The following is a 14,242-nucleotide window of genomic DNA, read 5'->3' as shown; positions in this document are numbered from 1 at the left end:
CTACGCGTGTTCTTGCAGTTCTTTGATCCAGTCTGGCGGAGAGAGCGGGTTCGATAGGTAAAACCCCTGAAAATAATGGCAGCCCTTGTTAATGAGGTAATCCAGTTGGTATTTCGTCTCAATACCTTCCGCCACAATACTTATTCCTAACGCTTTTGCCATATCAATAATGGTATTCACAATAGGTACTTCTGGTTTATCGGGCGTGATTTCATCAATGAAATAGCGATCAATCTTAAGTTCATCAATGGGTAATTCACGCAAATAGATCAGGCTTGAGTAGCCAGTGCCGAAATCATCAATGGAGAAGCGAAAGCCTTGAGATGCAAGCTTGTTCATGCGATCTCGCACCAGTTCCAGATCTCTTACCAAAGTGCTTTCGGTAATTTCCAACACCAGATTTGACGGTGATATCTTCCACTTGCTAAGCGCAGCGTTTAAGCGACGGCAAAAATCGGGTTGCATTACCTGTTTGCCACTAATGTTCACTGCAACTTTTAAGTGAGGCGTATGTTTAATAAGGGGTTGCATGGTTTTGCAAACCTCATTTAATACCCATTCGCCCAGCATAATAATGTCGCCATTGTCTTCTGATAGAGGGATAAACTCCGCTGGCGATATTGCTCCTAAAGTCGGTGAGTTCCAGCGTAATAGGGCTTCTGATGATATGAGTTTGCCGGTCTTTGAATACTGAGGCTGGAGCTGAATGCTAAATTCTTTGTTTTCCATGCCTTTGACAATGGAATGGCTGATTGTGGTCTGCCGTTCAAAGGTTTTTCTTTCGTCGTCACAAAGCCGGAAGCGGCTATTCAGCCCTCGTTTCTTGGCTGTTGATTGAGAAAATTCGAGTAACCGAACAAACTTATCGTGATCAATATCTTTAGACGATATCTGCACAGAACCAATGGCCAGAGTCAGGTTCTGAGAGTTGCCCTTCAAGGAAATTTGAGATGATACCGAGCCTTGAATGGCGTGCTCCAAGGCGCGAATTTTTTGGGTAATAGTTTGATCTTGCGGTGAGATAGGAGCCTGATAAAGCAGAAAAAAGCTGTCAGCGACATTCTTGTACAGCTTGAAAGGACGGTCTAGCACTGCCTGAATACGTCGGGTGACTTTCTTCAGAACATAATCACCCGTGAGCTTGCCATAGATGAGATTTACCTGAGAGAAGCGGTCAATATTCAGCATGCTACAGTAAATGTTGGCGTTAGCCAGTTTCGAGCGTGTCAGAATTTCCAGAATGTCGCGCTCAAAAGAAATGCGATTCGGCAGCTTGGTCAGGCTGTCGAAGTAAGCCAGTTGGTAAATCTGATCTTTCGCAGCCTTGCGTTCAGTAATATCGCGAATGATACCAATGAAGAAATGCTCACCGTCTTGCTCAACCTCCGATATGGAGATTTCCATTGGAAACTCTTTGCCTGATTTTCTCAGCGCGGGCAGTTCTTGAGGTTTGCCAATAACATTGCTTTCGCCATGAGTTAAATAGCGCTGCATGTAACTTTTATGCAGTGAAGAATAGGGTTCAGGCATCAAGGATGAAATATCGTGGCCAACCAAATCATAAATTTCGCACTCGAACATTTTCTCAGCCGTGCGATTGGCTGACAGGATGATGCCGCTGGTATCCACGGTGACAACAGCATCATGTAAATGGTCAATGATGGTTTCCAGGTATCGGGCATGGGTTTGTTCAATTGATTGGATGACCTGATATTGAGGTTCTGCTGAAAATGTTTGTTGCTGATCCTGTGATTCTGTTTCGTCAGCCTTTTTCAGCCCAAACATTGTGTACACTTCTTCCGTCCAGTTTTGTAATGCTGTGGAAGTGCCGGTATCTGGTGTTTTCGCGCAGTCTGCATTGCTTGCCATGTTTGCAAGCAATAAGGAAATCTGCTTGCCAAACCGCTGTAATATAGAAATGGCTTTGCTGGTTGATTGAATTGGTGACTGATACATCACCGCAAGCGTACCAATGATTTCTGCACTGGCATTACGCAGCGGAACACCAATATATGCCGAGATATGCTTGTCTTTTAGAAATTGGGCTTCGGGGTAGGACTGTTGAGCCTTATTGCTGAGCAGGCAGTTTTTATTGTTTAACGACTCAGCAAGAGGTGAATGAGTGACAGGTAGCTGCAGGTTATCGCAAATCTCACCATGATCGATGAAGCACAGGGTGCTTACCGTTGCCAATTCCTGTGACTTGCCAGACGTTTCTGGGGAAATGGAATCGAAAGATGCAATGAATGAATACTCAGCCTTTAGTGACGATTGCAACTTTTGCAATAGTGAAGAAACCAGAACATTTATATGCTCCGGTGGATATGTGACAGTTGCCGCAACGATTTTATTTATAGTTTCTGTTGGTGGCACAAAGTGTCTCCACATTTAAATTGCATCGACATTTGGATTAAAAAATCACCATCCACCTTTTGTGTCAAGCTTGAGGTAGGGATAATTCCCGGTTTTAGGCGATTCACTTCTGGCATAGTAACATGCTTTGTCTGTTTTTTTGGATGATTTTTGACTAAATAAGTCAAAATGATTATTCAATAACCTACTGAATAAATGAGAGAAATCAAGCCTTTTTGGAGTCATTTTGGGGGGGCACATACAGCATGCGTAATCCACTAAAAACTATAATAATAGTCTGATTTTTATCCCGGTATTCAGGGAAATAAATGACAAATCGCTCTTAAATTAAGCCGTTTCTTTTGTCGTTTTTGTTTGTTTAAGCAGCTTTTTCCACTTATCAACGGGAAGGGGTTTTGACAGCATAAAACCCTGAAAATAATTGCACCCACGTTGCGCAAGATATTTCAATTGTTCTGGTGTTTCTATGCCTTCTGCAACCGTATAAACACCAAGAGCTCTTGCCATTTCAATAATGGTATTCACAATGGCTATTTCATTGTTGTTGTGTTCGATTTCTTCAATAAAATATCGATCTATTTTTAATTCGTGAATAGGTAGCTCTTTAAGGTAGCTCAGGCTGGAATAGCCTGTGCCAAAGTCATCAATGGAAAAGCGGAACCCTTGATTGGACAAATCGATCATGCGTTCTCTAACCAGCTCAACATCTTTTACCAAGGTGCTTTCTGTTATTTCCAGTACAATGCTGCTCGGCGCGACATTCCACTGATTTAAACGAAGCTTAAGTTGGGAGCAGAAATTCGGTTGCACCACCTGCTTCCCGCTAATATTGATCGCGACTTTACAAGGAATGGATTCCTCATTCATCTGATGGATGACTTTACATACTTCATTGATTACCCAATCGCCCAATAACACGATATCACCGTTGTTTTCTGCAATATCAATGAACTCATCGGGGCTTACCATGCCAAATTCAGAAGATTTCCAACGTAGTAGCGCTTCTGAGGCGATCAGTTCTCCCGATGCAGTGAATTGAGGTTGCAAAACAATGAAAAACTCCTCATTAGCAATGCCATTCAGAATGGAGTGGCGTAATTTGGTTTGGCGTTCAAATATCGCCTGTTCTTCCTGACGTAAGGATACCCGACAGCCTTTACCTTGTATTTTTGCTTTATGGCACGCGAATTCTAATAATTGGATGAGTTTCTCATGGGTAATATCATGCGATGGCAAACACAAAGAACCTATGGTTAAGGTGACTTTCTGAGAGTTGGCTTTAATGGCAATGATATCTGAAACAGTGCTTTGAATAATCTTCTCTACCCTCTCAATTTCTGCGAATCCAGAATCATCCTTGCTGGAAATAGGCAACAGATTCAGCAAGAAAAATGAGTCGGCCATGTTACGGTACAGGCGGAATGTTTTAGGTAACTCGGCCTGAATACGGCTTGCCATCATATTGAGAACATAATCCCCAGATTGCTTACCGTAGATAAGATTAATCTGAGAGAAGCGGTCAATATCTAACATGCCACAATACACGTCGTACTGGGCTAATTTGGCTCGAATCAGTACGTCTGTGAGGTCTTTTTCAAAGGATAGTCGGTTGGGCAATTGGGTAAGAGGATCGAAGTAGGCGAGCTGATAGATTTTTTCGTTGGCTTCCTTTTGTTCTGTAATATCTCGAATAATGCCAATGAAGATGCTTTTACCTCCCTGATTAACTTCGCTAAGTGAAAGCTCCATTGGAAACTCTTCGCCGTTAAAGCGCTTAGCGGGTAATTCCCTGCCAACTCCGAGGATCTTGGCTTTACCTCCTTTGAGGTAGTTCTTCATGTATTTGTGATGCAACGACGCATAAGGTTGCGGCATCAGTACGTTAACCGACTGACCAATCAGTTTGTCGGCCTGACATTTGAATATGCGCTCAACCGTTCTATTTGCTGACAGGATAGTGCCTTCTTCATCGACCGTGACAATGGCATCGTTCAAATTATTGATGATCGTTTCAAGGTACAGAGCGGTATTTTGTTCGTGGGCAATGAGTTCCTTTTCGCGCGTAATATCCTCAAATGCACCATAAATGTGGGTAATTTTGCCGTTATTGCGTTTAACTTTTCCTGTGGTTCTTATCCATTTCGCTTCGCCCTTTGCGTTGATAAAACGAAGTTCTTCCTGATACTCAATTCCTTTCTCAATTGCATTGTTAAAGCAGGTCTCAATTTGCTTGCCATATTCTCCCGGATAATGGCTGATCCCTATTGCAACATTGATATCGCTGCCAATTTCTATGCCGTAGATATGGTAAGTTTCGTCAGTCCATTCCATGGTTTTGGTTTCAACATCATATATCCAACCACCAGTACCTGAAATTTTACTGATTTCATTCAGTAACTCATTGTTTTCAATTCGAGCTAACGATTCTTGTCCAGATATGGCATTTGAATTCATTGTGAATATCTTAATTTAGTGTAGTGAAAGCGCTTACAGTATAGTAACTAAGGGTTAATCAAAGGTAAATTAAAGGCCCAATTAAAAGTAACTTGTCGGAGCAGTCAAGCAATCCCCCTCTGTAAGCAGCTTGCCACAAAGGCTCTTCATTGCTGGTTCGATACCGAAAAAAGGGGTGATTAAATGGCCTATAAATTGCGCTAACGGGCTATAAAAGGATGCGCTCACGCCAAGCTAGAGTAATGTATTCAGCTTTCTTTTTATTGATGTGAGTCAACTTAATAGGGCTTTGATTAAATTTATGATGAGGATTTCTTTGATGTGGAAAAGAATTGATTTGTAAAAGGAATGTTAATTTTAATTGAAACGTTATTGAGTTGCTCAGTTGACTATGCATTTTGGGCATAGCCACTCAACTTGGTACGCCCAAAGCATTTTTACACTCAATAGGTGGAGTTTATTCAAGACTGGATGGTTCTTGCAATTTTTTCGGCTTTACAATGCCACTATTGTATTCAACAATTTTGTGCCAATTTAGCTCACCATTATCGTCTACAAAATTTAATACTAGTTGCTTTAGGAGCCTGTTCTTTGTTTTTTTGTAAGACTCTATATATTGTTGCCTGTGTTCGGCTGCAAATTTTCCAATAGAATCTGATATTCTAAGGTAATAGTTTTCCTCACCTGAAAGCAGTGTCCAGAACGCTTGACCAGCATGTTTTTCCGTTTTTGATTTTTTTCCCGCTTTGTTTCGTCCATACCCATAACCAATGATTGGCCTAATCTCTTTTCCTAGCTTTCTCAAGCGGGATGTTAACTCTAAGAATTCCGTTGACTGCCCTTTAGTGCTTTGAGAGTTAAAAATATTGGTACCTGATTTTACAGCGATAGCTAAATAAGCACTTGCTGTTTCGATTGCAAGGTCAGTACCTGAAGCGCTTCCAACAGTAACATTTCTCTGTTCAGTCTGATCTACAAGAACGGCATTTTTTGCTGTCCAAAAAGCAAGTGGCTCAAAAAAATCATTTCCAAACAGTGTTTCATCCGAACTGGACAAGAAAGCGTCAAGCTGAGCTTCTATAAGTTCGGAGCAGTCATTTAAGCCAATAGCTCTAAATAAATATGGGTTTTTCTTTAGCAATCTTTTCAGGTCAATTTCTTCAAGCTTTAAAAAGCGTTTGGAATAAAGTATTTCTAGTAACCTGTTAATTTCGCTATCCAAGTCGTTTTGATTAATCATAAAAATTCCCTATTTGATAATTCTTCAATTTATTATGAACAGAGGTTCCTCTCATACGTTTGGAATAAACTTTTGAGTTACCCATTGCGACAGCACGCAACATTTCCCCTATAGCTTTCCCTAATGGGATCGGCACAGCATTTCCAATCTGTTTGTAACAGTTTGCCAAGGAACCTTTAAAAATCCAGTTATCAGGAAAACCTTGTATCCTTGCATACTCTCTTACAGACAAAGGCCTAAGTTCCCTGGGGTGCCCTAATAATGTTGCTTTTTGAGATGGGCTTGTGACTAACGTTGGGGAAGGTTCGTTGAAGCTTAATCTCCTAAAAAATCCAACTTTTCCCCCTCCTGACTTATATGCGCCGCCCATAGCCTCCTCCACGATATTCTGAGGAAGTGATTTCCAGTTTCCACCTTCGGGGACTAACTTGAGATATTTGAGAATTCTCTCTGAAAGTTTCCCGCTTGGGCCTGGGTCATCTAATCCTTTCAATGCATCGTTTAACGTTCGCCACCTCATTTCCGGGTTTTGGTGAAAATGAAAATGGGTAGGCATTGGTATGTAAATTGGTTCATTGTCCCTGCTGCCAATAATAATTAACCTTTCGCGAAATTGTGGGGTTCCATAATGAACGGCATCTACCACATCATGTACCGTGTGGTAGCCAATCCGTTTGAACTCTTCAAGAATTACTTCCAGTAAAGGACGTTCGGAATTAGTCCCTTTGTTTACCATCATGGAAGCTAATCCTTTAACATTTTCCATTACAAAGAAACGAGGACGAATAGAAGTAACAACATGAACGAACTGCTGGTATAACTGGCCTCGTTCGTCTTGTTCACCCCTTCGTCTCCCTGCTGTAGAGAATGCTTGGCATGGAGGCCCTCCAATCACTGCAAATACATCATTAGCACGAATTTGGGCTTCTTTTAAAAGGAATTCACAAGAGGGATCTTTTTGGATGAGCTCTTTAATATCACCTTCAATAGCTTTGTGGTTATTGGCTCTAATTGTTTCGACACACCATTTATCAAAATCCTGAGACACAGCAATATGTAACCCCGCTGCTTCCATCCCGATATCTAGCCCCATTCCTCCGGAAAATAAAGAGATTAAAGGATAGGCAGGGGTGTTAGATAGAGATCTTATATTTGTCATCGGAATTACGACTTCTATAGTTACAAGCTGATGTTTAAAAATTAATAGACACAATGAAAGCTTCGAAGGTGCTCTTATTGTGGGTAAAGTCTAAATCTTTTTAGAGGGGCTGTCATAAAAAGTCTCTTTATTTCAGAGGCAAAATTTTAAGAAAATCATCATGGTTCAAGTATCATTGGGGTATAGAAAAGTGAAACCATGCGGTTTTCGTTATTGGGAACAGTGGTGGTTTAAATTGCTTCCAATAGTTGTGGTCAGAAATATTGTCATTGAGCTTAAAATAACGCGCTTTATGTGTGTTACTATCGTGGCGTTTTGTTACCGTTGGAAGCTTAAGTAAGCCAAGATCTTTATGTTTGAATTTGATTTACCGACCGATGAAATTTTGAAGCGTCGTTTACGCTACCTGTTAATGACCGAATATGACGGCAATATCAGTAAGTTTTATCGAAAAATGTATCCTCAAGACGTCGAGCTTAACGGTATTGCTCGCTTTGAGTTTTACCTTAAGCGTGGGCAATACAACCACAATTTCTTTCGCTTGCTGGCTGAAAAAACAAAAGTCGGCGAAGTACCCTTGCGCCGACTTTTTGATTTGGATGTTAATAACGAAGACTTATTTAAATGAGTGCTTCAAGCTATTAGCTTCTCAACCAATAAACAATGCGTCCGAAAAAACCAACCGGCTTGGTTCGCCAAGGCTCGTAACAGCACTTTTTAATGCCTTCGTTTAGCAACATGGTTCCCACTTCGTAATGGTCGAAATCGGCTTCTGAGCCTGTGGTTTCACATAATCCTTGCGCACTGTAATATAAATAAGCTTGTGCCTTTCTACGCAGCTTTGAATCAGGGCTAAACTTTTCCAGGTACGCCTCAACCGCTTCAAGTATGCTAAAGCTGACCGTGTTATCGTCGTTTTTAACCTGGTAAATTTTGGGCAAGGTTAGGGCAAGCAGAACAGTGAAGGTTGTGAATTGTGAAAGGTAATCTCTCATATCCCACAAGAACCAACTGGTAGCTAAGGACATATTAGCGGCTTCTGCACCGTTAAGCGCAATCACATTTCTATCAATATGTACTGCGTAGCCCAGTAATACCTCAACGACTAACAATGCGATGGTAATAGACATGATCACTCGTAGTTTGTGACGATTGATTATGAATAACCCCGTCGCAAGTATGGCTTGCATGGCTGCAAAGTATAAATAGTGTGTTTTTAATAATTCATCAGGAGAAAGAGTGGATAGCCATAGCATATTGCCTAAATGTCCAGCTGCATACATAAGTAGTGCAAATACACTACTAATAAACAGGTCTTTATGGCCTTTATAGTGGTTGTACATTGTTGCTAAAAATAGCAATGCTATATATAGCAACGAAACGATTACCATAACTGATAAACTCATTGAAAAAGAGTCCTTGTGTTTTTATTTTTTAGTCAGTTTTAACGCCAGAGTTACCACTTCTTCCGGCACTTATTCAATTAACGTTAATTACTACAACTAATTGGGATCAATAGGACCTGGGGGATTACCGCCACCACCACCAACGCCAGTTGTGCTTACTACAGGTGTGCCGCTGCCTAACTCAAGGCCAAACCAGCTTAACCAATCCGATGCTTGGGCAGGTGCTGTGCTCATTAAGGCAAACAATACAATGGCGCTTAATTTCAATTTCGTTTTCATACAAATCTAGTCTTCATAAATGATCTGAAGGTCAGAATACTAACCCTCGCATAAATAAATGGCAAGATTATGGTTGAATTTGTTACCGAAGTGATCAGGGATGCGGAAAATAGGTTTAAACTTCATTGTCATGCCGCACAACGATGCGGCATCCAGTTCGTAGCGACAAAGCCCTTCAAGAGATGCTGATATGCATCAGCATGACGGTGGAATTTGAGACCGTATCGCTACCATTTTACGTGCCGACGTGCCGACGTGCCGACGTGCCGACGTGCCGACGTGAATTCATCTCAGGTTTTTTCATGAGCTGAATCTCTGTTATTCCCCCACTTTTTGTCATTCCCATGAAGATGGAAATCCATAGCCTTGAGATCTTGAATAAAAAACGCTGTTGTAGGCTCTTGTGTTTATGGGTTCCTGACTTCGCAGGAATTGGGGGAGTGTGCTTGGTTTGAGGGTAAATAGCAGGCATAAAAAAGGATGCAATTGTTTACAACTGCATCCTTTTTACTGTCTACATTACTGTCTACAGAGTTTTGTAACCCCTTGATTTTAAAGGGTTAGAATTTAATGGAATGGCTGTCGGGTAAGGAACAACCATTGCTGGCTGTCCCTCCCCTAAGAACCGTACGTGCGAGTTTCCCCGCATACGGCTCAAGCCTTTATAAGTCAGTACCTAAGTACAGACCAGCGACTTATCCGTTCCAACCGTTTCTTCTTGCATTGTCTTCACAGTCAGACTTATTCACATAACCCTGACTTGATGCTCCAACAATGCGTCCATTAGGTGCTGTACGACGCCAGCGCCATTGATTAGAACCATCTTTGTAAAATTCCCATTTATCCATGATAAATACCTATAGTTTAAATTATTAAATAGAAAGGTAGTAATCCTTCCATAACCTTGATTAGAGTGTGCAGCAAAACCTACAATAACCTTGTTTTGGTAATTATGGGCTAATTATGAAAACTCAATAAAAAAAGATTAAATAATTGTCCTATGGTGAATTTGCCGATGACAATTAGGATGCAATAACACCAGATTGCTGAGTTTGTCGCTACCCCCGTTTACCCGTTCCACAATATGATGAATATGCCATCCTGTTTCTTTGGTAATCAGTTGGTTGCAAATAACACAGCGTTTCTTTTGTCTCAACCAAAGCGTGAGCAACCTTTCTCTGCCACTCATTGAGGATTTCCACAAACGCTCAAGGCGCTGTTCAAAATACATCTCAAATTCCGGCAGATAGGGATTAGCTTCTGCTTTGATCTTTATATGCCTCCTAATTTCCGTGTCCATGGTATAAACCAGCCAAGCTTTAACTCCTGGTTTTGGTTCACCGGAAAACACCCAGCTACGGTTGCCAATGGAATGAAAGTATTTCGTTTTAATCCATCGTTTACGCCGACCTAAATGTCTCCGTTTGCACCATTGCCAAAGCATTTTCCAAACCCGATAATCCACATAATTAAAGGTTTCTTTGGCGACAACGTGTTTATGGTAGTTAGCCCAACCCTGCAATACAGGGTTAAGCAGTTTCACCAATAAACTGGCTGTCACCGTTTTGTTACCTGAAATAATGCTTTTCACTTTTGCCAGTAAATTACGCATGTTTTTCCGGCTGGGCTTAATTAACAGCTTGCCGTTATAACTGCGAACATTCTGACCAAGAAAGTCAAAGCCTTCCGACACATGAGTCACTAAAGTTTTCTCAGGTGATAGCTGCAAACCCCTGTCAGCCATAAAGGCTTCAACAAGTGGTTTGACTTCATCAATCAATAACTCTTTCGAGATACCTGTAATAATGAAGTCGTCAGCATATCGCACAAAATTCACTTTGGTTTTATAGCTGGCTTTGGTGTTCTTTTTCCCAAAATGAGATTCCAGAAACGATTCCAAACCATCTAATGCCATGTTTGCCAGTACAGGTGAGATAATCCCACCTTGAGGTGTACCAGCATCTGTCGGATGCAAATTACCTGATTCCATGAATCCGGCCTTTAACCATTTTCTGAGTACCTGTTTATCCAATGGAATATTGGCAAGTAACCAGTCGTGGCTAATATTGTCGAAGCACCCTTTAATATCGCCTTCCAAGATCCATTTGGCCGAGTTCTTCCTGCTTAACGCAACAAAGCATTGCTCGATTGCATCGGCAGTAGCACGCATTGGGCGAAAGCCGTAACTATTTCGATCTGCGGTGGTTTCCGAAACAGGCTCTAAAGCGAGCAAGTATAAAGCTTGCATCGATCTGTCAAGCATAGTCGGAATGCCTAAAGGACGGCGTTTGCCGTTTGCTTTAGGAATATAAACCCGCCGTAAAGGCATGGGTTTATAACCTGTTCGCGTTAATCGAAAAATAGCCCTCCATTTGCACTCAGGGGTACTCCACAATTGCCCATCAACACCGGGCGTTCCTTTACCTCTGTTCTCCGTCACTCGTTTAACCGCCATTGCTTTGGCTGCAAACGAACGTACCAACATACGTTGCAAAGCTTTCACTTTGCGCCATTGTTGTTCCTTAGTCGCCTTCGCGATCCGTACTTGTAGTCCTCTCACTTGCCGTTGCGTTTTACCCCAGTTAATACTGTGCCAACTCGACGGTTTGTGTGGGAACGCAGGTACTAACAATGTCGCACTCATCTTGCTGTTCTCCTAAATTAGAAGTTCATGCCATGAGAACGAAATATCTACTACTCCCGTGAGGAGGATGGATATTTCTCCCCACGGGATGAACGCATTTATAAAGACTTTACACGTCTTCACACGATTAAAGACCAATTGGAAGTCTGCACCGTTTCCGGTTGGGACAAAGCTTGAATCCCTATCCAGCTCATTACAAACTGGCATTCGCTTTTTCCAATATCCTTTACCCGCTTATCCAACAGTTTGCCTTACGGTTCACCTGCCTGACATTCTCAAAGAGAAGTCGGGCGGATAGTCGGGCTTACCGAGTTCCACTTTGATGACAAAGTTGGGTTAGGTTCTACCTATTCACCGATGGCTGAATGTCAGCGTATTCCCAGATGTAAAAGGAATAACCAGCCACATACCTTTTGGTCTAAGCGTAACAAAGACATTTCGCTTATTGCGGTTGACGGTGTTTATCAGTAGTTCACTTACGTTAACCATACCAACTAGCCTAGCCCCGTATCGGTTTGCCTTTAACCAATACATTAACCACCTCACGGTGAATTAATCCGCAGATGCAGAGGTACATTGTTGGGTAGCTTCGCACGAACGGATCACTCCAGACGCACTAACCCTAGGCTACTGTTAGCTGAATAACAGGTCTGATCGTTGACGAATACGTCAGACAATCATCAAAGCAGCTTCTATCGCTGCGCTATTTGACATATTCCAGAGGACATAACCATCAAAGACAGCATTGCCATGGATACTTTGAAGTATGCAGATATAAATCTGATTATTTAGAAGGCTAGGTCAGCTATTAAAGTCATAATCCTTATGACCATTAACTCGAACGTTCACATTAGATGTGTTGACCTTCAACGTTCTTAAGGGGCTCAGCTAATGCTGAGTAAAGGTGGCTGAGGGTATCGTCTACCACTCAGCCCAAGGGAACGTAACTCTATATTTCTATTGAAATCATAAAGTTACGTTAGCGCGGTGCGACTCTCGTCGCACTACATCATACCGCCCATACCGCCCATGCCGCCCATGCCACCCATGTCAGGCATTGAGCCACCGTCTTTCTTCGGTGCATCAGCAATCATGGCTTCGGTGGTGATCATCAAGCTGGCAATAGACGCTGCGAATTGCAATGCAGAGCGCGTTACTTTAGTTGGGTCAAGGATACCCATTTCCAACATGTCGCCGTAGGTGTCGTTACCTGCGTTGTAACCGTAGTTGCCGTCGTGAGCTTTAACATTGTTGGTAACAACCGAGCCTTCTGCGCCCGCATTTTGTGCGATTTGACGTAGAGGAGCTTCCATTGCACGAAGTGCCAATTTCACGCCGTGAGTTTGGTCTTCATTGTCGCCTTGTAGGTCTGCCAATTTAGCAGCACAACGTACCAAAGCAACACCGCCACCAGGTACTACGCCTTCTTCAACCGCTGCGCGAGTTGCGTGAAGCGCGTCTTCTACGCGGTCTTTCTTCTCTTTCATTTCAACTTCAGTGGCTGCGCCAACTTTGATAACTGCTACGCCGCCAGACAATTTAGCCAAACGCTCTTGCAGTTTTTCTTTGTCGTAGTCAGAAGTTGATTCTTCGATTTGTTGACGAATTTGAGCGCAACGACCCTGGATTGCGTCTTGGTCGCCCGCGCCATCAACAACCGTTGTGTTGTCTTTATTGATAACTACGCGTTTTGCTGTACCCAAATCTTCTAACTGGATTTTTTCCAGTTCCATACCGATTTCTTCAGAAACAACAGTACCGCCAGTCAACGTTGCGATGTCTTGTAACATGGCTTTACGACGGTCGCCGAAACCAGGTGCTTTGACGCCCGCTACTTTTACGATGCCGCGCATGTTGTTTACAACCAATGTTGCCAATGCTTCGCCTTCTACGTCTTCAGCGATGATCAACAGAGGCTTGGATGCTTTTGCAACAGCTTCCAAAGTAGGTAGCAATTCGCGAATGTTAGAAACTTTTTTGTCAACCAGCAGGATGTATGGGTTGTCTAGTTCAACAGTGCCATTTTCCTGATTGTTGATGAAGTAAGGAGACAGGTAACCACGGTCGAACTGCATACCTTCTACAACGTCCAGTTCGTTTTCCAGAGCCTGGCCTTCTTCTACAGTGATAACACCTTCTTGACCTACTTTGTCCATTGCTTCTGCAATGATGTTACCGATTTCTTCGTCAGCATTAGCAGAGATAGTACCTACCTGAGCGATAGATTTGCTGTCTTTACATTCGGTAGAAAGGGCTTTTAGTTGCTCAACAGCAGCGGCTACCGCTTTGTCGATACCGCGTTTCAGATCCATTGGGTTCATGCCCGCTGCAACTGATTTCAAACCTTCGGTTACGATAGCTTGCGCTAATACGGTTGCAGTAGTTGTACCGTCACCTGCTTCGTCGTTTGCTTTAGACGCTACTTCTTTCACCATTTGAGCGCCCATGTTTTCAAACTTGTCTTCAAGTTCGATTTCTTTGGCTACAGATACACCGTCTTTAGTGATTGTAGGAGCGCCGAAAGATTTGTCTAAAACTACGTTACGGCCTTTAGGACCCAAAGTAACTCTTACTGCGTTAGCAAGGATGTTTACGCCGTTAAGCATTTTTGCACGAGCGTCGTCGGAAAAACGGACTTCTTTTGCTGCCATTGTTTATTTTCCTCTCAAAATTCTTTTAAAACTGAA

Annotated in this window: 10 protein-coding genes; 1 reads left to right on the top strand and 9 read right to left on the bottom strand. The window is 42.4% G+C overall.

The genetic code is table 11. The features are described 5' to 3' along the window. The 4 genes from KIH87_RS16895 to KIH87_RS16880 form a co-directional block, all read right to left on the bottom strand. Window positions 1-2,373 (bottom strand): putative bifunctional diguanylate cyclase/phosphodiesterase, encoded by a 2,373-nt coding sequence (locus tag KIH87_RS16895; protein WP_232359030.1) that lies wholly within the window; start codon window positions 2,371-2,373, stop codon window positions 1-3. Between the two features lie 327 nt (window positions 2,374-2,700). Continuing rightward, window positions 2,701-4,827, bottom strand: coding sequence for a sensor domain-containing protein (locus KIH87_RS16890; protein WP_232359029.1), 2,127 nt, complete (start codon window positions 4,825-4,827; stop codon window positions 2,701-2,703). Between the two features lie 457 nt (window positions 4,828-5,284). Beyond that, the gene (locus KIH87_RS16885; protein WP_232359028.1) at window positions 5,285-6,067 is read right to left on the bottom strand and encodes a PmeII family type II restriction endonuclease; all 783 of its coding nucleotides are present in this window, start codon (window positions 6,065-6,067) and stop codon (window positions 5,285-5,287) included. Further along, window positions 6,060-7,226 (bottom strand): DNA cytosine methyltransferase, encoded by a 1,167-nt coding sequence (locus KIH87_RS16880; protein WP_232359027.1) that lies wholly within the window; start codon window positions 7,224-7,226, stop codon window positions 6,060-6,062. Before KIH87_RS16880 ends, KIH87_RS16885 begins: the two co-directional genes overlap by 8 nt. A 352-nt stretch (window positions 7,227-7,578) precedes the next feature. Here KIH87_RS16880 and KIH87_RS16875 point away from each other — a divergent pair, with 352 nt between their 5' ends. Then, a complete protein-coding gene (locus tag KIH87_RS16875) occupies window positions 7,579-7,854 on the top strand; it encodes a hypothetical protein (protein WP_232359026.1) in 276 nt (91 codons plus the stop codon). Between the two features lie 13 nt (window positions 7,855-7,867). Here KIH87_RS16875 and KIH87_RS16870 read toward each other — a convergent pair whose 3' ends face one another. The 5 genes from KIH87_RS16870 to groL form a co-directional block, all read right to left on the bottom strand. Next, the gene (locus tag KIH87_RS16870) at window positions 7,868-8,632 is read right to left on the bottom strand and encodes a hypothetical protein (protein ID WP_232359025.1); all 765 of its coding nucleotides are present in this window, start codon (window positions 8,630-8,632) and stop codon (window positions 7,868-7,870) included. A 96-nt stretch (window positions 8,633-8,728) separates the two neighbouring features. Next, entirely contained in the window at window positions 8,729-8,911 is a 183-nt protein-coding gene (locus KIH87_RS16865) for a hypothetical protein (protein ID WP_232359024.1), read from the bottom strand. 695 nt (window positions 8,912-9,606) lie between these two features. Continuing rightward, window positions 9,607-9,759: a YegP family protein gene (locus KIH87_RS16860; RefSeq protein WP_232359023.1), complete on the bottom strand. Its 153-nt coding sequence runs from the start codon at window positions 9,757-9,759 to the stop codon at window positions 9,607-9,609. 137 nt (window positions 9,760-9,896) lie between these two features. Continuing rightward, window positions 9,897-11,555, bottom strand: coding sequence for a group II intron reverse transcriptase/maturase (gene ltrA, locus KIH87_RS16855; RefSeq protein WP_232359022.1), 1,659 nt, complete (start codon window positions 11,553-11,555; stop codon window positions 9,897-9,899). A gap of 1,004 nt (window positions 11,556-12,559) precedes the next feature. Next, entirely contained in the window at window positions 12,560-14,206 is a 1,647-nt protein-coding gene (gene groL, locus KIH87_RS16850) for a chaperonin GroEL (protein ID WP_232359021.1), read from the bottom strand. Between the last annotated feature and the right edge of the window lie 36 nt (window positions 14,207-14,242).

The organism is Paraneptunicella aestuarii, from assembly GCF_019900845.1.
GTDB lineage: Bacteria > Pseudomonadota > Gammaproteobacteria > Enterobacterales > Alteromonadaceae > Paraneptunicella > Paraneptunicella aestuarii.
This window is presented reverse-complemented; position numbering and strand designations above follow the sequence as displayed.